The following is a 20,944-nucleotide window of genomic DNA, read 5'->3' on the forward strand; positions in this document are numbered from 1 at the left end:
CAGCGGGCTGTCAGTCGCCGCCCCGGCGGGCCGAGGCCCACTCCGCCACTGCCGCGGTGACCAGTTCGGCGTTCGAAGCGGCCCGGCTGCCGTCGGGCAGGAACAGGGTGTCCTCGAGGCCGATCCGGGTCGCCAGGCCCAGCCGGCCGGCCAGCCGCAGCACCGGCCAGGTGCCGCCGTCCTCGCCGTGCAGCAGGACGGGGCGGCCGTGAGCCGGGCCGAGAGCGGTCAGCAGGGCGTGCGCCGAGTCCCGCGCGGTCGCCGGGCCGGTGTCCGTGATCTCCGCCAGGACCCGCAGCACCTTCGGCCCGAGCGGCGAGCGCAGGAAGCGGGCCGCTCCGTCCGTGCCGGACCAGACGCCCGCCTCCACCGCCACCCCGCGCTCGATCAGCGCGGCGGCCGTCTCCTCGGCGCCCGGCTCGTGCCAGTTGACCGACGCGTGGTCGGGCAGCACCGTCCAGCTCCGTATCCGAGCCGCCCGGGCCGCCGGATCGGGTTCGGCCCAGGCGCCCGTCGTGACCCCGACCGGTACTCGGGCCGGGAGCCGTGCCCGTATCGCCTCCAGCGTCGCCGCGAGGACGCGCGGCGACAACGTGTCCCGCCCGCACGGTGTCTTCGGGTGGACATGGACGTCCGTGGCCCCGGCGGCGACCGCTTCGGCCACCGAGCCGGCGATCGCCTCCGGCGACAGCGGCACCACCGCTCCGTCGGCGCCGCCCCGCGCCCCGTTCACGCACAACTGCACCATGCACCCATGGTGCCGGGCGCCACTGACAACGCCCGCCGGGCTCGGTGCCGTACCGGCTACCGGGGGTGCGGCATCCCCGGCACACCCCCGCGGCCGCTAGGGCCTGTCCGGCGGATCATGCCGCAGACGCGGGGTCGGGCACGCCCCCACTGCCTGAAGGGCGTGGGAGGTGCCCCCACGGCGTTGTCGTCGGTTGTCGACTCCCCCACGCTCGACTTCGCTCGCGCGGGGGGACCCCCATCGCGTCGACGCCCTCCTCCGCCTTGCAGCTGTACGCACCCGACCCCGCTCACCAGCGTCGACGAGGTGCCGCGTCTTTCCTGCGACCTGATCCGCCGGACAGGCCCTACGCCGACATCAGCAACCGTCCCCGCCGGGCGCCCGCCCGTGCGTCCGGAGTGAGGACAGGCCGCGGCACGAGGATTCCGCAGTCCGTGCAGACGGGGCCCGTCGAGGGCTCATGGTCCAGGTCGTACTTCCAGACGAGGCGCTCCCCGTCGCACACCGGGCACACGGCCCCCGGGTCACGCTCCAGCGCCGAGATCAGCCGGCGCAGCACCTCCGCCAGCGGCCCGTCGGGGTGGACCCGCGGGTCGTCGCACCAGGCCACCCCGAACCCGCCCCAGGTCAGCCGGTGCCAGTCGTCCACGCTGCCCGGCCTGCGCAGCCCGTCGTGCTTCTCCTTCCTGCGCCGCTCGGCGAACTCGACCTCGTAGGCCAGCCACACCGAACGCGCCTCCTCCAGCTCCTCCAGTGCGGCCACGAGCCGCGCTGGGTCGGGGGAGCGGTCCTCGGGACCGAACCCGGCCCGGGAGCAGAGATGGTCCCAGGTCGCCCTGTGCCCATAAGGGGCAAAACGCTCAAGGCACTTGCGCAGCGAATAGCGCCGCAGCGCCAGATCGCACCGTGGATCGCGGACCTGTCTCGCCAGACTTCGGAAACCGGCCATCGCCCTGCACCTCCGTCACACCTGCACCTGTACTTCGGTCACTTCGGCGTCGTCGTACGGACGTCGCCGAATAGACGTATCGACAAGCGATTCGGCTCCATCCGATTTCCGATGCCCCCCATAAGCCGATCCACCCGCTCCAAAAAGTGACGCATGTTCATCTTCCAACTCGGGGATACCGGCGGTAACGTCCCGCCACACCCCCGTCGGGAGGAGCTGCCATGCCACGGCGCACCCCACGCAACGCCCTCGACAGACTGAGAACTCCCCGCGGCTTCCACGGGTTCCTGAAGACCGCATCCGTATGCGCCCTCATTGCCGGAGCTTTGTCACCGCTTTCCCCGGCGATGGCGGCCGGGACCGGATCCACCGAGACCACGGCCGCCGAAGCCGCCGCCAACGACCACTGCGGCGGGCAGTGTTCCGACATCCTGCCGCCCGGCCAGAACGGCAACGCCACCCTCGCCCAGATCCTCCTCAACCAGGCGTTCGGCACCCAGCCCGCGCACGCCGAGGACCAGCTCGGCCCCTACGCGAACCTCGCCACCGGCTACAAGGGCCTCACCAACGACAAGATCAACACCTTCTTCAACGACGCCTCCTTCGGCGTCCCGGACGGCCAGGCCGCCTCCACCGTCCGCCCCGCGGGACGCGACGACGTGACCATCGTCCGCGACAAGAAGACCGGCGTGCCGCACATCACCGGCACCACCCGCTACGGCACCGAGTTCGGCGCCGGCTACGCCGCGGCCCAGGACCGGCTGTGGCTGATGGACCTCTTCCGGCACGTCGGACGCGGTCAGTTGACCCCCTTCGCCGGCGGCGCCCCCGCCAACCAGGGCCTGGAGCAGCAGTTCTGGCGCAGCGCCCCCTACACCGAGGCCGACCTGGAGGCGCAGATCGAGAGCGCCGCCGCCAAGGCCGGTGAGCGCGGCGAGCTGGCCCTGGCCGACGTGGACGCCTACGTCGCCGGTGTCAACGCCTACATCGACGCCTCCGACAAGGGCCGCTACTTCCCCGGCGAGTACGTGCTGACCGGCCACAAGGACGCCATCACCAACGCCGGCACCATCGAGCACTTCAAGCGCTCCGACCTGATCGCGCTGGCCTCCGTCATCGGCTCCCTCTTCGGCGCCGGAGGCGGCGGCGAGGTGAACAACGCGCTCTCCCTCCTCGCCGCCCAGGAGAAGTACGGCGTCGCCGAGGGCACCGAGGTCTGGGAGTCCTTCCGCGAGCGCAACGACCCCGAGGCCGTCCTCACCCAGCAGGACGGCAGCTTCCCGTACCTGCCCACCCCGGACGACCCGCAGGGCCGCGCCCTGCCCGACGCCGGCTCGGTCGAGGCGGAGCCGCTGGTGTACGACCGTACGGGCAGCGCCGGAGCGGCGGGCGCGACCGGCGCCTCCACCGAGGCGGCGGACGCGGCCGTGACCTCGGCCCGGCGCGGGATGTCCAACGCCCTGGTGGTCAGCGGCGAGCACACCGCGAGCGGCCACCCGGTCGCCGTCTTCGGACCGCAGACCGGCTACTTCGCCCCGCAGCTGCTCATGCTCCAGGAGATCCAGGGCCCCGGCATCAGCGCCCGCGGCGCCTCCTTCGCGGGCCTGAGCATGTACGTCGAACTCGGCCGCGGCCAGGACTACGCCTGGAGCGCGACCACATCCGGCCAGGACATCATCGACACCTACGCGGTCGAGCTGTGCCAGGACGACTACCACTACCTCTACCGCGGCACCTGCACGCCCATGGAGAAGGTCGAGCGGCACAACGCCTGGAAACCGACCGTCGCCGACTCCACCGCGGCCGGCTCCTACACGATGCGCGTCTGGCGCACCAAGTACGGCCCCGTCGAGTCCCGCGCCACGGTGGACGGCAAGAAGGTCGCCTACACCACCCTGCGCTCCTCCTACCTCCACGAGGCCGACTCCATCATCGGCTTCCAGATGCTGAACGACCCGGACTACCTCGACAGCCCCGAGCGCTTCCAGAGCGCCGTCCAGCACATCAACTACACCTTCAACTGGTTCTACGCCGACTCCGAGCACACCGCGTACTACAACAGCGGCGACAACCCGGTACGGGCGGACGGCGTCGACGCCGAGTTCCCGGTCTGGGCCCGGCAGGCGTACGAGTGGCGGGGCTGGGACCCGGCCGACAACACCGCCCGGTACACCGGCGCGCCGGCCCACCCGCAGTCGGTCGACCAGGACTACTACATCTCCTGGAACAACAAGCAGGCCAAGGACTACCCGGCCGCCTCCTGGGGCAACGGCTCCGTCCACCGCGGCAACCTCCTCGACGACCGCGTGAAGAAGCTGGTCGCCGACGGCGGTGTCACCCGCACCGCGCTGGTCAAGGCCATGGCCGAGGCCGCCCTCGCCGACCTGCGGGCCGAGGACGTGCTGCCCGACCTGCTGAAGGTGATCGAGTCGGCGCCGGTGACCGACCCCGCGGCCAAGACGGCCGTGGACGGGCTCAAGGCGTGGCTGTCCGCGGGCGGCCTGCGCACGGAGACCTCGGCGGGCTCCAAGAAGTACGCGCACGCCGACGCGATCCGCACCCTGGACGCCTGGTGGCCGCTGCTGGTGAAGGCCGAGTTCGAACCCGGTCTCGGCCCCGACCTGTACACCGCCTTCACCCGCAACCTGCCCGTCGACGAGTCCCCGTCCGCCGCCCACGGCCCGACCGGCGCCCACGCCGGCAGCGCCTTCCAGTACGGCTGGTGGAGCTATGTCGACAAGGACATCCGGGCCGTGCTCGGCGAGTCCGTCAAGGGCCCGCTCGCGCACGCGTACTGCGGCGACGGCGACCTCGCCGCCTGCCGGGACACCCTGGTCTCCACCCTCCAGGAGGCGGCGGGCCGCACGGCCGCCCAGGTCTATCCCGGCGACGACAACTGCTCGGCGGGGGACCAGTGGTGTGCCGACTCGGTGATCCACCGCACCCTCGGCGGCATCAAGCACGGCGGCATCGGCTGGCAGAACCGGCCGACCTACCAGCAGGTCGTGGAGTTCACGTCCCACAGGTGACCGGCCGGCAGCGGCATCAGCGGTAGAGCAGGTACTGGCGGCGCGTCCTTCGGAACGCCGCCAGTTCCCTCTCCCAGCCGTCCACCACCTCGTCGGTGTCCGCGCCCGCGTCGATCATCGTGCGCACCTGGGTGGAGCCGGTGAGCTTGTCGATCCAGTTGTCCGACCGCCAGGCGAAACCGTCCCAGGTCCGCTTGGCGGTCACCAGGAGGGCGATCCCGGTGCGCACCGGGTCGAACGCGGCCCGGTCGTGCACATGGAGCTGCACACCCCCGACGGTCTTCCCCTGGAACTTGGAGAAGGTGGGCGCGAAGTACGCCTCCCTGAAGCGCACACCCGGCAGGCCGACCTCGTTCGCGGCGACGGCCCAGCTCCCGTCGATGCCCTCGGCGCCCAGCAGTTCGAACGGGCGGGTGGTGCCGCGCCCCTCGGAGAGGTTCGTGCCCTCGAACAGGCAGGTCCCCGAGTACACCAGCGCGCACTCCGGCGTCGGCATGTTCGGGCTCGGCGGCACCCAGGGCAGCCCGGAGGCGTCGTAGAACTCCGAGCGCTTCCAGCCCGTCATCGTCACCGTCTCCAGCGGCACCGGCGACGACAGGAACTCGCCGTTGAAGAGCAGCGCCAGCTCGGCGACCGTCATGCCGTGCGCCTGCGCGATCGGCTGCCGACCGACGAAGGTCGCGAACTCCTTGTGCAGGACCGGACCGAGGGCCGCCCGTCCGGTCACCGGGTTCGGCCGGTCCAGGACCACGAACCGCTTGCCCGCGAGCCCGGCCGCCTCCATGCAGTCGAACAGCGTCCAGATGTACGTGTAGAAGCGCGCGCCCACGTCCTGGATGTCGAAGACGACGGTGTCCACGCCGGACGCCGTGAACACGTCCGCGAGCGGCTGCCCGCTCTTCAGGTACGTGTCGTAGACCGGCAGCCCGGTCGCGGGGTCGTCGTAGCGTCCCTCGGAGCCGCCCGCCTGCGCCGTACCCCGGAAGCCGTGCTCGGGTCCGAAGACGGCGGTCAGGTCGACGCGGTCGTCGGCGTGCATGACGTCGACGATGTGGCGCACGTCCCGGGTGATGCCGGTCGGGTTGGTGACGATGCCGACCTTCTGCCCGTCGAGCGGGGCGTAGCCGCCGTCGGCGAGGCGCTCGAAGCCGGTGCGCAGCCGGCGTCCCCCGTGGCCCGCGGGGGCCGCCTGTGCCGTGCCCGCCGACGCGGCGGCGGCGGTGGTGCCGGCCGCCACCGCGGCCGTCGTGGCGAGCAGATTCCGTCTGGACAGCGTCATGCGGTGACCTCCGTGATCGCGGCGGGTGTCATGCGCACGCACGCTAACCCGGGCCCTGGGGCGCGGGGAATGGAGTAGACCGCGGTTCGCCTCTTCCGTCGCACATACCGACTGGTTAGTCTGGCGCTGCAACGGGGAGCGAGCAGTGCCCGAGCCATGCCGAAGGAGACCGATGGTGGAAGCCGTGCAGGATGCCGGAGTCGTCGTCACCGGGGCGGGAGGCGGCATCGGAGCCGCGCTGGCCCGCCGCTTCGCGGCCGGGGGAGCCCGGGTCGTCGTCAACGACCTGGACGCCGGGCGGGCGAAGGCCGTCGCCGACGAGATCGGCGGCATCGCGGTCCCGGGCGACGCCTCCTCGATCGTCGCCGAGGCCCGCGAGGCGCTGGGCGGCACGGTCGACGTGTACTGCGCCAACGCGGGCGTCGGCTGCGGGGGTTCGGAAGCCGCGGAGGAGTCGGCCTGGGCACTCGCCTGGGACGTCAACGTCATGGCCCACGTCCGCGCGGCCCACGAACTGCTCCCCGACTGGCTGGAGCGCGGCAGCGGCCGCTTCGTCTCCACCGTCTCCGCCGCCGGACTGCTCACCATGATCGGCGCCGCGCCCTACAGCGTCACCAAGCACGGCGCGTACGCCTTCGCCGAGTGGCTGTCCCTGACGTACCGCCACCGCGGGATCAAGGTGCACGCCATCTGCCCGCAAGGGGTGCGCACCGACATGCTGGACGCCACCGGCAGCGCGGGCGACCTGGTGCTGCGGCCCACCGCGATCGAACCGGCGGACGTCGCGGACGCCCTGTTCAAGGGCATCGAGGAGGACCGCTTCCTGATCCTGCCGCACCCCGAGGCGGCCGAGTACTACCAGGCACGGGCGGCCGACCCCGACCGCTGGCTGCGCGGCATGAACCGGCTCCAGCGGCAGTGGGAGGAATCGACGGCCCGGTGACCGCCCGCCCGGTGCACGCCCCGCGCCGGGCCGCCCTGCCCGACGTGCCGGAGCCGGAGAGTGGGAAGATCCTCCGTCGGGAACCGCGTTCCCGTACACGGCAGGACACGACAGTGAACGGACAGTGAAACGGAAAGGCAGGTGACGGCAGTGCCCAGGACCACGGACGGGGACGGCACTCCGGTGCCGCAGCGGCTCCTGGCCGCCGCCACCCGGCTCTTCGCCGAGCAGGGCTACGACCGCACCTCGGTACAGGAGATCGTCGAGGCGGCAGGCGTCACCAAGGGGGCGCTGTACCACTACTTCGGCTCCAAGGACGACCTCCTGCACGAGGTGTACGCGCGCGTGCTGCGCCTCCAGCAGGAACGCCTGGACGCGTTCGCGGACGCCGACGAGCCGGTCGAGAAGCGGGTGCGGGACGCGGCGGCCGACGTCGTCGTCACGACCATCGAGAACCTCGACGACGCGTCGATCTTCTTCCGCTCCATGCACCAGCTCAGCCCGGAGAAGAACAAGCAGGTGCGCGCGGAGCGCCGGCGCTACCACGAGCGCTTCCGCGCGCTCATCGAGGAGGGGCAGCGGACCGGCGTCTTCACCGAGGAGACCCCGGCCGACCTGGTGGTGGACTACCACTTCGGGTCCATCCACCACCTGTCCACCTGGTACCGCCCCGACGGCCCGCTCAGCCCGCAGGAGGTCGCCGACCACCTCGCCGACCTGCTGCTGCGTGCGCTGCGCCCCTGACGTGCCCCTGAGGTGACGGGCCCCCGGGATGCCCGGGGGCGCCGCGCCGCTCAGAGGTACTTCTTGATCTCCCGGCGGGCCAGCGAGCGCTGGTGGACCTCGTCGGGGCCGTCGGCGATCATCAGCGTCCGCGCTCCCGCGTACAGCTCGGCCAGCGGGAAGTCCTGGCTCACGCCGCCCGCGCCGTGCAGCTGGATCGCCCGGTCGATGATGTCGACCACCGCGCGGGGCGTGGCGATCTTGATGGCCTGGATCTCGGTGTGCGCGCCCCGGTTGCCGACGGTGTCCATCAGCCAGGCGGTCTTCAGCACCAGCAGCCGCAGCTGCTCGACGGTGACCCGGGCGTCCGCGATCCAGTTGTGGACCACGCCCTGCTGGGCCAGCGCCTTGCCGAAGGCGTTGCGGGACACCGCGCGGCGGCACATCAGCTCGATCGCGCGCTCGGCCATGCCGATCAGCCGCATGCAGTGGTGGATCCGGCCGGGACCGAGCCGGGCCTGGGCGATGGCGAAGCCGCCGCCCTCCTCGCCGATCAGGTTGGACACCGGCACGCGCGCGTGGTCGAAGGTCACCTCGGCGTGGCCGCCGTGGTAGTGGTCCTCGTAACCGAAGACCTGCATGGCGCGGTCGACCGTCACCCCGGGCGTGTCGCGCGGGACCAGAACCATCGACTGCTGGCGGCGGATGTCCTCGCCGTCCGGGTCGGTCTTGCCCATCACGATGAAGATCTTGCAGTCCGGGTTCATCGCCCCGGAGATGTACCACTTGCGGCCCGTGACGACGTACTCGTCGCCGTCGCGCTCGATGTGCGTGGTGATGTTCGTGGCGTCCGAGGAGGCCACGTCCGGCTCGGTCATCGCGAACGCGGAGCGGATCTCCCCGGCGAGCAGCGGTTCCAGCCACTGCTTCTTCTGCGCCTCGTCGGCGAACTGGGCCAGCACCTCCATGTTCCCGGTGTCCGGCGCCGCGCAGTTCGTCGCCGTCGGCGCCAGCTGCGGACTGCGGCCGGTGATCTCGGCGAGCGGGGCGTACTGCAGGTTGGTGAGGCCGGCGCCGTGCTCGGCGTCGGGCAGGAAAAGGTTCCACAGGCCCTGGCGGCGGGCCTCGGCCTTGAGGTCCTCCACGACCTGCGGGGTGTCCCAGGGGGAGGCGAGCCGGGCGCGCTGCTCGTGGGCGACCTGTTCGGCCGGGTAGACGTACTCGTCCATGAAGGCGAGCAGCCTGGCGCGGAGTTCCTCGGTGCGTGCGTCGAACGCGAAGTCCATGGCGGGTCAGCCCTCCTGAAGGGTGGTCAGGCCGTGCTCGATGAAGACGGGGACGAGATCGCCGATGCGGTCGAAGCCGCGGCCGACCGTCTGTCCCAGCGTGTAGCGGTAGTGGATGCCCTCCAGGATCACGGCGAGCTTGAACCACGCGAACGCCGTGTACCAGGCGACCGAGGAGACGTCACGCCCCGACCGGGCGGCGTACCGCTCGATCAGCTCGGCGGGGGCGGGGTGGCCGGGCGCCTGGGCGGTGGTGGAGACGGGGGAGTCGGGCATGCCGAGCGGGCTGCTGTACATCACCAGCAGGCCGAGGTCGGTCAGCGGATCGCCGAGGGTGGACATCTCCCAGTCGAGGATCGCCCGGATCTCGTCGTCCTCGCCGCCGATCAGCACGTTGTCGAGGCGGTAGTCGCCGTGCACGACCGTCGGGGCGGGGGAGCGGGGCAGTTCCCGGCCGAGGGTGGCGTGCAGTTCGTCGATGCCGGCCAGGTCGCGGTTGCGGGAGGCGTCGAGCTGCTTGGCCCAGCGGCGCAGCTGACGGTCCAGGAAGCCCTCGGGTCGGCCGAAGTCCGCGAGGCCGACCTCGGCGGGGTCCACCGCGTGCAGCGCGACGAGCGTGTCGACGAGGTTCAGCACTGCGGCGCGGGTGCGCTCGGGCCCGAGGGGGGCGAGCTGCTCGGCGGTGCGGTACGGGGTGCCGTCCACGAACTCCATCACGTAGAAGGGCGCTCCCAGCACCTCCTCGTCCTCGCACAGGAGCACCGGGCGCGGCACGGGCACGTCCGTCGGGTGAAGCGCGCTGATGACACGGTGCTCGCGCCTCATGTCGTGCGCGGTGGCCAGGACGTGGCCGAGCGGAGGGCGTCGTACCACCCAGCGGGCGGTGCCGTCCGAGACGGCGTAGGTGAGGTTCGACCGTCCGCCCTCGATCAGCCGGCCGGACAGCGGGCCGGTCACCAGACCGGGTCGCTCGCGGTCGAGCAGGACGCGCAACCGGTCGAGATCGAGTCCGGGCGGGTGGTCGGGGCTCATCGGTCTCTCCCTGGGGCAGGTGAACAGTACCAGACACATGATGCCGACCGGTCGGTATGCCGTCCAGTGGACGGCCGCAACGTGATCGGCGTTACGGGCGGGCCGCGCGGCGGCGGTTGCCTTGCCCTCAGGATGCGCCTTGCCCTCAGAAGACGAGGAACGCCCCGCAGACGGCGAGTGCGAGCGTGCACAGGGCAGCGGCGGTGGCGTGCGGCGGGGTGAGCGCGCGGGGCCGGTTCGCCGCGGCGAGGGTGCGGATACGGCCGTGGGTGATGCGGAGGAAGGCCAGCCAGAGGGCGCAGCACAGGGCGGCGGCCAGTACCGAGACGGCCGTCGCGCCGCCCTGCAGCGCCGCCTTCACCGCGAGTACGGCGACGACCGTGCAGGACAGGGTGGTGCGGCGCCAGGCGAGCCGGGTGCGCTCGGGCTGGAGCCCCGGGTCGCGGTCCGGGGGTGCCGCGTCGGCGCCGCTCACGCTCAGCCCTCCCAGCCGGCGAGGACCACGACGACCATGACGACGGCGACCACGGCCACGACCAGGCTGAGCAGCGCCGGGAAGCGGGAGACGGGGAGGTCCTCGCCCCGGCGCATGGCGCGTTCACAGCGAGTCCAGTGGTTCACGGCCCGCAGCGAGCACAGCACACCGGCGGCGAGCAGCGCGAGCGCGAGCCCGACCCGCCAGCCCCACCGCAGGTCGGGCAGGAACTGATCCACCGCGAACCCGCCGCCGATCAGCGCGAGGGCGGTACGCAGCCAGGCCAGGAACGTTCGCTCGTTGGCCAGCGAGAACCGATAGTCGGGGGTCCCCCCTTCCCGCCGTACCTCCCCAGGCACAAACCACAACCGAACGTTCCGCACGAATCCGATCACCCGGGGACCCTACAGCCGCGGGCAGTCGTGCCGCTGGGGCGGCACAGGTGGGCGGGGGAGGCACCCCGCACCGCCGGGCCGCGTACCCGCCCCCGCGCCCGCGCGCCCACCCCCGCGCCCGCCCTCACGCAGGGTCACCGCACCGACTCCGTACCACTGGTCCCCCGCCGAGCCCGCAGCCGCGAGTACGCCGCCACCCCGTCCGGCACGAACTCCCACTCCCCTTCCTCGACCCGCCCCGCCAGCTCCTCCTCCGTGAGGAACCCGTACCACGCCACCTCCTCCACCTGAGGAGACACCGCCCCCGCGCACCGCACCTCGTACACCGCCGACCACCAGGTCCGCCCGGCGCCGTCGTCGTAGAGGAACTTGAACAGGAACTCCGGCCGCGGCAGCCCGCTCACCCCCAGCTCCTCCTCCGCCTCCCGCAGCGCCGCGTCGTCGTAGGACTCGCCCGCGCCCACCACCCCGCCGACGAACATGTCGTACAGCGCGGGAAACACCAGCTTCGTCGCCGTACGGCGGTGGACGAAGACCCGGCCCTCGGGGTCCCGGGCCCACACGAACACACAGCGGTGCCGCAGGCCCCGGGCGTACACGTCGCCCCGCCGGGCCTGCCCGACGACGCGGTCCTTCTCGTCGACGACGTCGAGGATCTCGTCAGCAGAACTCATGCCCCCATCCAAGCAGCGTCCGGACCACAGGCACCGCAGACCCGGTCAGCTCGGCTCCAGCGCCCGTTCGCGCCCGCTCTCACCCGTGCCCGTGCCCTGCGGCAGCGCCGGGTGCAGCCCCAGCAGGACGATGCCCGCCACGACCGCCGCGAGGCCGCCCGCCTCCCACGCGAGGGCACCGGCGTCGGTGTGCAGCCGGTCGCCGAGGAAACCGACCCCGCAGGCGATCCCCGCGAGCGGCTGGGCCGCCGTCAGCGCGGGCAGCGACCGGCGCAGGGGGGCCGTCTCGAAGGCGCTCTGGACCAGGACCAGGCCGGTGATGCCGAGCACCACCACGGCGTACGGCTGCCAGCCCGTCAGCAGTTCCGCCGGACCGCCCGCGGAGAAGCGCCGGCCGCTGACCCGGGTCAACGCGTCCTGCACCCCGTACACCAGGCCGGCGGCCAGGGCCAACAACGCCGGACCCCAGGTCAGCCGCAGGCGGCCGGCGCACAGCGTGAGCAGGAGGGCCAGGCCCAGCATCACGCCCATGATCAGCCAGTGCCGTAACGGGTCGGTCACCGCACTGCCGCCGCGCGGCTCGCCCGCGAGGATGAACGCCGTCACCCCGCCCGCGAGCAGTGCGAGACCGGCCCAGCCCTGGCGGCCCAGCGGCTGCCGGGTCCGGACGCGGGAGAGCGCGAGGGCGAAGAGCAGGTTCGTCGCCAGGAGGGGCTCGACCAGGGTCAGTTCGCCGCCGCCCAGCGCGATCGCGCCGAGGACCAGACCGGCCACCATCAGCCCCATGCCGGCCAGCCAGCGCGGCACCCGTACGAGGTCGAGCAGGAGGCGGGGCGAGAGGAAGTCGCCCAGCGGAGCGCGCTCGGCCGCGTTCTGCTGGAGGACGAAACCGAAACCCAGACAGCACGCGGCGCACACGGCGAGGACCAGAACCAGAACCGACACGCTGTGTACCTCGATCGTCAGTCGGGTCACGGGGGCGTAGGGACCGACTCTAGTGCGGGTGGCCGCCGGGTGCCGGGCGAGCGGCGCATTCGGGGTTCGGGCCGGCGACGAGCGCCCGGGGCGAAGGCGGCGATCGCCGCGATGCAAGTTCCCCTGGTGTCACGCGAGTTGACGCGTGTAACAGCCTGATTCCTCTTGACGTCAAGCCTTGGCTGCCGCTTTGCTGTGCGTGATCAGTTCATGGCAATCCGGTCATGGCAGTCCGGCTACGACGACCTACCGCGTCGCGTGAGGAAGTTTCCCGCGGTGTCCCCACCCCCGCCTCCCCTCGGCCGCGGCCGCAAACGCGCGGCCCAGGCCTTCGACGAGGCCCTCGACGACGCCGAACTCGTCGCCGCCCGAGCCGCGTTGGCCCAGGGACGATGGCAGTCCGTCCGCTCCCTGCTGGTCCACACGGGTGACGACTGGGACCGCCGGGGGCACCGGGTGGCCGTACTGGCCAAGGAGCCCCACTGCGCCCCCTGGGCCCGCGAGTGGCTGCTCGCCGACCCCGGCTCCGCCGACGCCTCGGTGCTGCTCGCCTTCGCCCTGGTCCACCGCGCCCTGCGGGGCAAGGAGAAACCCGCCCGGGTCCGCGAGGCGTGCCGGGAGGCCGCCGCCCTCGTGCCGGACGACCCCACGCCCTGGCTCGGGCTGCTCATGCTGGAGCGCTCCCTGGGCGCCGACGAGGACGTCATCCGCGTCTTCGACGAGGTGCGCGGACGGTACGCCGACCACCACCACGCCCACCACCTGATGGTGGCCCGGCTCGCCGAGCGCGGCGGCGGCGGCCCCGACGCGCTGCACGAGGTGTACGACTTCGCCAACTGGGCCGCCGAGCAGGCCCCCGCCGACTCCCCGCTGGCCATCCTCCCCGTCGTCGCGCACGCCGAGCGCTACCGCGTACTGGCCGCCGCCGGACACGAGTCCCCCGACCCGGCCGCCTCGGGCCACTGGGTCGGCCGGCGCGCCCGGCTGGTGATGAAGGCGGCCTTCGACTGGTGGCTGGAGTGGGAGCAGGACGGCCACCCGCGCCGGCTGATCGACCTCAACTTCCTCGCCCACGCCAAGTCCTGCGAGGGCCGCGGCGCCGAGGCCGCGGCCCTGTTCCACCGCATCGGCGAGCACGCCACGCCGGCCCCGTGGTCGTACCCGGACCGCGACCCGTTCTCCGCCTTCCGTGCCGCCCGCGCCGTCGCGCTCGGCACGGCCTGACCGCCCGACGACCCGACGCACATCACCCACACGAGAGAAGGACGTCCTGCGATGACCACGGGCAGTTCGAGCACGAGCAGATCCGCGAGCGGTGGCGCCATCAGCACCTTCAAGGGCGAGGAGCGCGCCCTGCGCGCCGACCGGCTGGGCACGGGAGGACTGCTCCTGTCCGTGCTCGCCGCCACCGCCCCGCTGATGGTGGTCGCGGGCGTCATGCCCACCACCTTCGCGGTCATGGGCATCGTCGGACAGCCACTCCTCTTCGTGGTGCTCGGCGTGGTGCTGATCCTGTTCAGCATCGGGTACGCCGAGATGAGCCGCCACGTCCACAACGCGGGCGCCTTCTACGCCTACATCTCCCGCGGCCTCGGCGGCACCGCCGGCGCGGGCGCCGCCCTGGTCGCGCTGGTCGCCTACAACGCCCTCCAGGTCGGCATCTACGGCATCTTCGGCTTCGAGGTCTCCGGGCTGCTGTCCACCTACGCCGACCTCGACGTGGCCTGGTGGATCCCGGCCCTGCTGGCGGTGCTCGCGGTCGGCACGCTGGGCTGGCTGAAGATCGACGTCAACGCGCGCGTGCTGGGCGTACTGCTGCTCATCGAGGTCGTGCTGGTGGTGGTGTTCGACATCGCCGCCGTCGCCGACCCGGGGGCGCAGGGCCTGTCGCTGCACGCCTTCAACCCGGACACCCTGACCGGCGCCGGGGTCGGCACCGCGCTCTGCTTCTGCATCGCCGCCTTCCTCGGCTTCGAACAGGCGCCGGTGTACGCCGAGGAGACCAGCCGGCCACACGTACTCGTCCCGCGTGTCATGTTCCTGGCGGTCGGCGGGGTGGCCGTCTTCTTCGCGCTCAGCAGCTGGGCCCTGACCGTGGCCACCGGCCCCGACAACATCGTCGGCACCTCGCAGGAACAGAGCGCCGGACTGCTGTTCTTCCTGACCGAGTCACGGCTCGGCGACACCTTCACCGACGTGCTGCACGTCCTGTTCGTCACCGGAATGTTCGCCGCCCTGCTCAGCTTCCACAACGTCGTCGCCCGCTACGCCTTCGCCATGGGCCGCGAGGGCCTGCTGCCCCGTGCCTTCGGACGGACCAGCGGCACCAGCGGCGCGCCCGGCACCGGCTCGCTGCTCCAGACCGCCGTGTCCGCGGTCGTCGTCGTCGGCTTCGCCCTCGCCGACGACAAGCCGAACGGCGACCCGACCCAGCCCGTGCTGCACCTGTTCACCTGGGGCGGCAACATCGGGGCACTGGGCGTGATCGTGCTGATGGCCGCCGCCTCGTTCTCCGTCGTGGCCTTCTTCGTCCGGCGCGGGGCCGCCGGGGCCCAGGGCGTACGCCTGGTCACCTCCACGGTCGCGGGCCTCGCCCTGCTGGTGATCGCCGGTTACACGGTCAAGGACTTCGACGTCCTCGTCGGCGCGGGACCCGACTCCGCCCTGAGCTGGGCGCTGCCCGGCATCATCGCCCTCGCCGCGGTCGCCGGCGTGGTGCAGGGCCTGATCCTGCGCTCCCGCGCCCCCGAGCGGCACGCCCGCATCGGCCAGGGCAACGAGGCGTTCCAGCTGGACAAGGCCGCGTCCTCCTGACACAGGGGACGGTCCCTACGCGTGTCCGGGCTCCGGCCGCTCAGACGGCCGGGCCCGAGGCGTGCGGGGCCCGAGGCGTGCGGAGCCCGAGGCATGCGGAGCCCGAAGCGTGCGGGGCCCGAGGAATGCGGGGCCCGAGGCATGCGGAGCCCGAAGCGTGCGGGAACGTGTCGGGGCTCAGCCGGCCGGGGCCGCGCCGAAGTCCAGCAGCACCTTGCAGGACCGGCTCCGGTCCGCCGCCAGTTCGAACGCCGATTCCGCCTCCCGCACCGGCACCACCGCGCTGACCAGCGCGTCGAACGCGGGCTCGGCCGCGAGCAGGCGCAGCGCGTCGTCGAACTCGCCGTCGAAGCGGAACGCCCCGCGCAGCTCGATCTCCCGGCTCACCACCAGGTTGCCCGCGAAGGGGCTCTGCCCCGGCGGCAGCATGCCGAGCTGGACGACCGCACCGCCGCGCCGCACCAGCCGCAGACAGGTGTCGAGACCCGCGGCCACCCCGGAGGCCTCGATGGCGGTGTCGACTTCCGCCGGCCAACCGGAGTCGTCCGGGACGTCGGCCCGTACGAGGGTGTCGGCGCCGGCGGCCCGCGCGTACTCCAGGGCGGAGGGCAGCAGGTCCGTCACCGTCACGTGTGCCGCGCCCGCCGCCTTCGCCGCCGCGACCACCAGGCACCCGATCGGTCCGGCGCCGGTGACCAGCAGGCGCCGGCCGGTCAGGTCCCCGGCCCGGCGCACGGCGTGCAGGGCGACGGACAGGGGCTCGGCGAGCGCGCCCCTGCGCGGGTCGAGACCGGCCGGGAGGGGGCGCAACTGCTGGGCGGGGACGACGATCCGCGCCGCGAACCCGCCCTGGACGTGCGGGAAACGGGCCGCGCTGCCCAGGTACCGGGTGTCCCGGCAGACGTTGCGCCGCCCGTCCACGCACTCCGGGCACACCCCGCACGGGGTCGCCGGGTGCACGGCGACGGACGTACCGGCCGCCGGGCCCGCCGTGTCCGGGGAGCCGTACGCCACGACCGTCCCGACCACCTCGTGCCCGAGCAGCATCGGCTCCCGCAGGCGGAAGTCGCCGACGCCCCCGTGCCGCCAGTAGTGCAGGTCGGAGCCGCAGACACCGCCGTAGCGCACGGCGACCAGCGCCTCGCCGGGCCCCGGACGGGGGACTGGCACGTCCTGCACCCGCAGGTCACCCGCGCCGTGGATCACACAGCCCGGCACGAAAGCCGGCCCGGCGGCCTCCCCGGCGCTCACAGGACGCTCGTCATTCCGCCGTCGACATACAGGATCTGTCCGCCGACGAAGTCCGCGGCGGGCGAGGCGAGGAACAGCAGCCCGCCCACCAGATCCTCCGTACGGCCCCACCGGCCCGCCGGAGTGCGCCCGCGCACCCAGGCGCTGAACTCCTCGTCCTCGACGAGCGGCCGGGTCAGCTCGGTCTCGATGTAGCCGGGGCCGAGACCGTTGACCTGGACGCCGTGCGGGCCCCAGTCGGCGCACATGCCCTTGGTGAGCATCTTCAGCGCGCCCTTGGTGGCCGCGTAGGGCGCGATGCCCGGGCGGACCACCTCGCTCTGCAGCGAGCAGATGTTGACGATCTTGCCGTGGCCGCGTTCCGTCATCCGGCGCGCCGCCTCCCGGCCCACCAGGAAGGCGCTGGTGAGATTGGTGTCCAGGATGCGGTGCCAGTCCGCGTCCGCGAACTCCAGCAGGGGCGCCCGCAGCTGCATCCCGGCGTTGTTGACCAGGATGTCGAGCGGGCCCACCCGCTCCTCGGCCTCCGCGATCCCGGCGGCCACGGACGGACCGTCGGTCACGTCGAACACCGCCGTGTGGACCTCGCCGGGAAGCCCGGCGGCGGCCTCGGCGAGGCGGTCGCCGTCGCGCCCGTTGAGGATCACCCGGCAGCCGGCCTGAGCGAGGCCCCGGGCCAGCGCCAGCCCGATCCCCCGGCTGGAGCCGGTCACCAGGGCGGTGCGCCCGCCGATGTCGAAGAGGGGGTGGGCCGTCATCGTCGTACTCCTGATCCTTCTGGCCGGTGCGTGGTGCGGCTATATGACCAGGGACAACAGCAGCACCAGAGCACCGGCGACCACCGAGATGATCGTCTCCATGACGGACCAGGTCTTGATGGTCTGACCGACGTTCAGCCCGAAGTACTCCTTCACCAGCCAGAAGCCGGCGTCGTTGACGTGGCTGAAGAAGAGCGAGCCGGCACCGATGGCCAGGACCAGCAGGGCGGCGTGCGTGGTCGACATGTCGGCCGCCAGCGGCGCGACCAGACCGGCCGCCGAGACGGTCGCCACCGTCGCGGAACCGGTCGCCAGCCGGATCACCACCGCGATCAGCCAGGCGAGCAGCAGCGCCGGGATCGACCAGTCCTTGGAGATGTCCAGGACCATCTGGCCCACGCCCGAGTCGATCAGCGTCTGCTTGAAGCCGCCGCCCGCGCCGACGATCAGGAGGATGCCGGCGATGGGCGTCAGCCCCTTCTCGACCAGGCCCGACAGGCGGTCCTTGCCGAACCCGGCGGGCCGCAGCAGCGTGAAGATGCCGACGATCACGGAGACCAGCAGGGCGATCAGCGGGTTGCCGATGACGTCGAAGGTGCGCTGCACCCCGTTCTCCGGGTCGTCGACGATGATGTCGACGAGGGCCTTGAGCAGCATCAGGACGACCGGCAGCAGGATCGTGGCCAGGGTGGCGCCGAAGCCGGGACGCTTCTCCAGCTGCTCGGAGGCGCGCTGCGGGATCATGCGGTCGGGGGCCGGGACGTCCACCCAGCGGGCCGCGTACTTCGAGAACACCGGACCGGCGATGATCACCGTCGGGACCGCGATCAGCACACCCAGCGCCAGGGTCACACCGAGGTTGGCGTCCACCGCGTCGATGGCGACCAGCGGGCCGGGGTGCGGCGGGACCAGACCGTGCATCACGGACAGACCGGCCAGGGCCGGGATGCCGATCCGCATCAGGGAGTAGTTGCCGCGCTTGGCGACCATCAGGACGACCGGGATCAGCAGGACGATGCCGACCTCGAAGAACAGCGGCAGTCCGATGACCGAGGCGATCAGCACCATCATCCACGGCATCGACCGGGGGGTGGCCTTCGCCAGGATGGTGTCCACGATCTGGTCGGCGCCGCCGGAGTCGGCGAGCATCTTGCCGAGGATCGCACCGAGGGCGATCAGGACGCCGACGCCCGCGACGGTGGAGCCGAGCCCGGCGGTGAAGCTGGTGATGACCTTGTCCAGCGGCGCACCGGCGAACGCGCCGAGCGCCAGCGACCCGATGGTCAGCGACAGGAAGGCATGCAGCTTGAACTTGGTGATGAGCAGGACGATGACGGCGATGCCCAGGAGGACGGCGATGCCGAGCTGGGCGTGGCCCGCCGAGGTGATCGGCTCGACGGGGTCCGCTGCCAGCATCTCGACGCTGAGTCTGGTCACGGTGCTTCCCTTGCGGTGATGGGGATTGAGGGGGAGTTCGGGGCCGTGACCGCGGGAGGCGGCACGACCCCGGGGGAGCGGGTGCGGAGGATTACCGGACCGGCTCGGGAAGACCCTTCAGGGCGTTGACCGCCCGTTCGGTGATCTCCTCGGGGGTGCCGGCGACGTCCACCGCGACTCCCGCCTCGTCCGGCTGCAGCGGCTGGAGCGTGGCGAACTGGGAGTCGAGCAGGGCCGTCGGCATGAAGTGGCCCTGCCGGTGCGACATCCGGTCCTCGATCAGCTCACGGCTGCCCGTGAGATGCACGAAGACGACACCGGGAGCGGCGGCCCGCAGCCGGTCGCGGTACGACCGCTTCAGCGCCGAACTGCTCACCACCCCACCCAGTCCGGCCCGCCCGTGCGCCCAGCCGCCGATGGCGTCCAGCCAGGGCCAGCGGTCCTCGTCGGTGAGCGGGGTGCCGGCCGTCATCTTGGCGATGTTGGCCGGTGGGTGGAAGTCGTCGCCCTCGGCGTAGGGAACGCCGAGCCGGGCCGCGAGCAGGGGACCGATGGTGGTCTTCCCGGTGCCCGCGACGCCCATGACCACGACGACGTGGGGGGTGTGCAGTTGCTGCATCGCACTCTCGCTGTCTGCTGTCTTCGTCGACACGTGATGTCGACGTAACTGAAACCTATTAGGTACGACGACTTCAAGAGTCTGTGACATATAAGTCTGACTTTTTATTCCGGTGACGCGCCCCGTACGCTGAGTGCATGAGCACACCGGGCCGGGGGCTGCACGGCCGCGTACTGGACGCCCTCGGCCCCGACATCACAGCGGGCGCCTACCCCGCGGGCAGCGTTTTGCGCACGGACGAGCTGGCGCAGCGCTTCGAGGTGTCGCGTTCCGTGATGCGGGAGGCGGTCCGGGTGCTGGAGTCCATGCACCTCGTCGAGTCGCGCCGCCGCGTGGGCGTCACCGTCCTGCCCGAGTGCGAGTGGAACGTCTACGACCCGCAGGTCATCCGCTGGCGCCTGGCCGGCTCCGAGCGCCCCCGGCAGCTGCGCTCCCTGACCGTGCTGAGGTCGGCCGTCGAACCGGTCGCGGCGGGCCTGGCCGCACGGCACGCCACGGCGGAGCAGTGCGCCGAGCTGACCGAGTGCGCGCTCGGCATGGTCGCCAACTCACGCGGTCACCGGCTCGAGGAGTACCTCTTCCACGACGTGGCCTTCCACCGCGTCGTCCTCACCGCCTCCGGCAACGAGATGTTCGCCCGCCTCGGCGGCGTCGTCGCCGAGGTCCTGGCCGGCCGCACGCACCACGACGTGATGTTCGAGGACCCCGACCCGGCCGCCGTCACCCTGCACGTCCAGGTCGCCGAGGCGGTCCGCGCCCGTGATGCCGAGCGCGCCGAGCGACTGACCCGGGAGATCACGGAGGGCGCGCTGCAGGAGCTGGACATCCTGGCGCCGTAGCGCACCGACCGGCCGGCTGTCCTACGCGAGAAACTCGCCGTCGACGTACACCCACGCCCCGTCGACCCGCTCGAACCGGCTCCGCTCGTGCAGCGAGCCGCCCCGGTAGGAGGCCCGGAACGTCACGGTCCCGGTGGCGTGGAAGGCGGACCCGTCGGTCGTGTCCAGGATCTCCAGCCCGGTCCACCGCATGCCCGGGTCGAGGTCGAGCCGCTCGGGCCGCGTCCGCGGGTGCCAGGTGCGCAGCAGGTAACCCACGTCCCGCTTCACGAAGGCGCTGTAGCGCGAGCGCATCAGGGCCTCGGCGGTCGGGACGGCGGCCCCGGCGTGGAAACGACCGCAGCACTTCTCGTACGGCTCGGACCGCCCGCAGGGGCAGGAAGGGGTGGTCATGGCGACCACTGTAGAGGAGAAGCAGCCGAGGAAAAGCAGAAAACCCCTGCTCAGCAGGGGTATCAGCTGGTGTCCGAGGGGGGACTTGAACCCCCACGCCCGATAAAGGGCACTAGCACCTCAAGCTAGCGCGTCTGCCATTCCGCCACCCGGACAAGGTGTCTGTCGCGCGGGGTGTTGCCCTTGGCGACGACGTAAACATTACCAGGCTTTCCGGGGTGGCCGATCACCCCCTCCTTGGGCCCGGACGGCCGGAGGGGGAGGATGAGGGGGACCCACCAGGCAGTGACATCGGCACTGACATCAGCAGTGACAGCGGGAGGAA

20 protein-coding genes and 1 tRNA gene are annotated in these 20,944 nt (G+C 72.3%); 6 read left to right on the forward strand and 15 right to left on the reverse strand.

Features of this window, described 5'->3' with window-relative positions:
* Nucleotides 1–10: 10 nt before the first annotated feature.
* Both ABS735_RS09710 and ABS735_RS09715 read right to left on the reverse strand, forming a co-directional pair.
* The gene (locus tag ABS735_RS09710) at nucleotides 11–748 is read right to left on the reverse strand and encodes a 3-keto-5-aminohexanoate cleavage protein (RefSeq protein WP_373906489.1); all 738 of its coding nucleotides are present in this window, start codon (nucleotides 746–748) and stop codon (nucleotides 11–13) included.
* A gap of 346 nt (nucleotides 749–1,094) precedes the next feature.
* A complete protein-coding gene (locus ABS735_RS09715; protein WP_373906488.1) occupies nucleotides 1,095–1,697 on the reverse strand; it encodes a hypothetical protein in 603 nt (200 codons plus the stop codon).
* Between the two features lie 221 nt (nucleotides 1,698–1,918).
* On the opposite strand from ABS735_RS09715, the gene ABS735_RS09720 reads away from it, so the two are divergent.
* A complete protein-coding gene (locus ABS735_RS09720) occupies nucleotides 1,919–4,726 on the forward strand; it encodes a penicillin acylase family protein (RefSeq protein ID WP_373906487.1) in 2,808 nt (935 codons plus the stop codon).
* 16 nt (nucleotides 4,727–4,742) lie between these two features.
* Here the strand turns inward: ABS735_RS09720 and ABS735_RS09725 are convergent, their stop codons facing one another.
* On the reverse strand, nucleotides 4,743–6,005 hold the full coding sequence (locus ABS735_RS09725; protein WP_373906486.1) for an exo-beta-N-acetylmuramidase NamZ family protein: 1,263 nt from the start codon (nucleotides 6,003–6,005) through the stop codon (nucleotides 4,743–4,745).
* A gap of 172 nt (nucleotides 6,006–6,177) precedes the next feature.
* Between ABS735_RS09725 and ABS735_RS09730 the strand changes: the two genes are divergently transcribed.
* On the forward strand, nucleotides 6,178–6,948 hold the full coding sequence (locus ABS735_RS09730) for an SDR family oxidoreductase (RefSeq protein WP_373906485.1): 771 nt from the start codon (nucleotides 6,178–6,180) through the stop codon (nucleotides 6,946–6,948).
* 150 nt (nucleotides 6,949–7,098) lie between these two features.
* Complete coding sequence (locus ABS735_RS09735) at nucleotides 7,099–7,692, forward strand: TetR/AcrR family transcriptional regulator (RefSeq protein ID WP_373906484.1); 594 nt, start codon at nucleotides 7,099–7,101, stop codon at nucleotides 7,690–7,692.
* Nucleotides 7,693–7,742: 50 nt separating this feature from the next.
* Here ABS735_RS09735 and ABS735_RS09740 read toward each other — a convergent pair whose 3' ends face one another.
* The 6 genes from ABS735_RS09740 to ABS735_RS09765 form a co-directional block, all read right to left on the reverse strand.
* Entirely contained in the window at nucleotides 7,743–8,957 is a 1,215-nt protein-coding gene (locus ABS735_RS09740) for an acyl-CoA dehydrogenase (RefSeq protein ID WP_373906483.1), read from the reverse strand.
* Between the two features lie 6 nt (nucleotides 8,958–8,963).
* Nucleotides 8,964–9,989, reverse strand: a complete 1,026-nt coding sequence (locus ABS735_RS09745) for a phosphotransferase family protein (RefSeq protein ID WP_373906482.1) — start codon at nucleotides 9,987–9,989, stop codon at nucleotides 8,964–8,966.
* Nucleotides 9,990–10,134: 145 nt separating this feature from the next.
* The gene (locus tag ABS735_RS09750) at nucleotides 10,135–10,464 is read right to left on the reverse strand and encodes a DUF202 domain-containing protein (protein WP_373906481.1); all 330 of its coding nucleotides are present in this window, start codon (nucleotides 10,462–10,464) and stop codon (nucleotides 10,135–10,137) included.
* Between the two features lie 2 nt (nucleotides 10,465–10,466).
* Nucleotides 10,467–10,859, reverse strand: a complete 393-nt coding sequence (locus ABS735_RS09755; protein WP_373906480.1) for a YidH family protein — start codon at nucleotides 10,857–10,859, stop codon at nucleotides 10,467–10,469.
* 134 nt (nucleotides 10,860–10,993) lie between these two features.
* Nucleotides 10,994–11,533 (reverse strand): NUDIX hydrolase, encoded by a 540-nt coding sequence (locus ABS735_RS09760; RefSeq protein ID WP_373906479.1) that lies wholly within the window; start codon nucleotides 11,531–11,533, stop codon nucleotides 10,994–10,996.
* 45 nt (nucleotides 11,534–11,578) lie between these two features.
* A complete protein-coding gene (locus ABS735_RS09765) occupies nucleotides 11,579–12,478 on the reverse strand; it encodes a DMT family transporter (RefSeq protein WP_373906478.1) in 900 nt (299 codons plus the stop codon).
* 306 nt (nucleotides 12,479–12,784) lie between these two features.
* On the opposite strand from ABS735_RS09765, the gene ABS735_RS09770 reads away from it, so the two are divergent.
* Nucleotides 12,785–13,732, forward strand: coding sequence for a tetratricopeptide repeat protein (locus ABS735_RS09770; protein WP_373906477.1), 948 nt, complete (start codon nucleotides 12,785–12,787; stop codon nucleotides 13,730–13,732).
* A 51-nt stretch (nucleotides 13,733–13,783) separates the two neighbouring features.
* The gene (locus ABS735_RS09775) at nucleotides 13,784–15,322 is read left to right on the forward strand and encodes an APC family permease (RefSeq protein WP_373906476.1); all 1,539 of its coding nucleotides are present in this window, start codon (nucleotides 13,784–13,786) and stop codon (nucleotides 15,320–15,322) included.
* Between the two features lie 177 nt (nucleotides 15,323–15,499).
* Here ABS735_RS09775 and ABS735_RS09780 read toward each other — a convergent pair whose 3' ends face one another.
* From ABS735_RS09780 to ABS735_RS09795, 4 genes are all read right to left on the reverse strand, one after another.
* Nucleotides 15,500–16,540, reverse strand: a complete 1,041-nt coding sequence (locus ABS735_RS09780) for an L-idonate 5-dehydrogenase (protein ID WP_373906579.1) — start codon at nucleotides 16,538–16,540, stop codon at nucleotides 15,500–15,502.
* Nucleotides 16,541–16,569: 29 nt separating this feature from the next.
* On the reverse strand, nucleotides 16,570–17,331 hold the full coding sequence (locus ABS735_RS09785; RefSeq protein ID WP_373906475.1) for an SDR family oxidoreductase: 762 nt from the start codon (nucleotides 17,329–17,331) through the stop codon (nucleotides 16,570–16,572).
* A 39-nt stretch (nucleotides 17,332–17,370) separates the two neighbouring features.
* On the reverse strand, nucleotides 17,371–18,768 hold the full coding sequence (locus tag ABS735_RS09790) for a GntP family permease (protein WP_373906474.1): 1,398 nt from the start codon (nucleotides 18,766–18,768) through the stop codon (nucleotides 17,371–17,373).
* A 91-nt stretch (nucleotides 18,769–18,859) separates the two neighbouring features.
* Entirely contained in the window at nucleotides 18,860–19,387 is a 528-nt protein-coding gene (locus ABS735_RS09795; protein WP_373906473.1) for a gluconokinase, read from the reverse strand.
* A gap of 137 nt (nucleotides 19,388–19,524) precedes the next feature.
* Between ABS735_RS09795 and ABS735_RS09800 the strand changes: the two genes are divergently transcribed.
* Entirely contained in the window at nucleotides 19,525–20,226 is a 702-nt protein-coding gene (locus ABS735_RS09800; protein WP_373906472.1) for a FadR/GntR family transcriptional regulator, read from the forward strand.
* A gap of 21 nt (nucleotides 20,227–20,247) precedes the next feature.
* On the opposite strand, the gene ABS735_RS09805 is transcribed toward ABS735_RS09800, so the two are convergent.
* Nucleotides 20,248–20,619, reverse strand: a complete 372-nt coding sequence (locus tag ABS735_RS09805) for a YchJ family protein (RefSeq protein ID WP_373906471.1) — start codon at nucleotides 20,617–20,619, stop codon at nucleotides 20,248–20,250.
* Nucleotides 20,620–20,686: 67 nt separating this feature from the next.
* Nucleotides 20,687–20,774: transfer RNA gene (locus ABS735_RS09810), tRNA-Leu, on the reverse strand.
* Between the last annotated feature and the right edge of the window lie 170 nt (nucleotides 20,775–20,944).

This window comes from Streptomyces sp. MMCC 100, assembly GCF_041538145.2.
In the GTDB taxonomy this organism is placed as follows: domain Bacteria; phylum Actinomycetota; class Actinomycetes; order Streptomycetales; family Streptomycetaceae; genus Streptomyces.

Coding starts and splice junctions, on each gene's coding strand:
- ABS735_RS09710 (WP_373906489.1), bottom strand. CDS start 748: ATGGTGCAGTTGTGCGTGAACGGGGCGCGGGGCGGCGCCGACGGAGCG.
- ABS735_RS09715 (WP_373906488.1), bottom strand. CDS start 1,697: ATGGCCGGTTTCCGAAGTCTGGCGAGACAGGTCCGCGATCCACGGTGC.
- ABS735_RS09720 (WP_373906487.1), top strand. CDS start 1,919: ATGCCACGGCGCACCCCACGCAACGCCCTCGACAGACTGAGAACTCCC.
- ABS735_RS09725 (WP_373906486.1), bottom strand. CDS start 6,005: ATGACGCTGTCCAGACGGAATCTGCTCGCCACGACGGCCGCGGTGGCG.
- ABS735_RS09730 (WP_373906485.1), top strand. CDS start 6,178: ATGGTGGAAGCCGTGCAGGATGCCGGAGTCGTCGTCACCGGGGCGGGA.
- ABS735_RS09740 (WP_373906483.1), bottom strand. CDS start 8,957: ATGGACTTCGCGTTCGACGCACGCACCGAGGAACTCCGCGCCAGGCTG.
- ABS735_RS09745 (WP_373906482.1), bottom strand. CDS start 9,989: ATGAGCCCCGACCACCCGCCCGGACTCGATCTCGACCGGTTGCGCGTC.
- ABS735_RS09760 (WP_373906479.1), bottom strand. CDS start 11,533: ATGAGTTCTGCTGACGAGATCCTCGACGTCGTCGACGAGAAGGACCGC.
- ABS735_RS09775 (WP_373906476.1), top strand. CDS start 13,784: ATGACCACGGGCAGTTCGAGCACGAGCAGATCCGCGAGCGGTGGCGCC.
- ABS735_RS09785 (WP_373906475.1), bottom strand. CDS start 17,331: ATGACGGCCCACCCCCTCTTCGACATCGGCGGGCGCACCGCCCTGGTG.
- ABS735_RS09795 (WP_373906473.1), bottom strand. CDS start 19,387: ATGCAGCAACTGCACACCCCCCACGTCGTCGTGGTCATGGGCGTCGCG.
- ABS735_RS09800 (WP_373906472.1), top strand. CDS start 19,525: ATGAGCACACCGGGCCGGGGGCTGCACGGCCGCGTACTGGACGCCCTC.
- ABS735_RS09805 (WP_373906471.1), bottom strand. CDS start 20,619: ATGACCACCCCTTCCTGCCCCTGCGGGCGGTCCGAGCCGTACGAGAAG.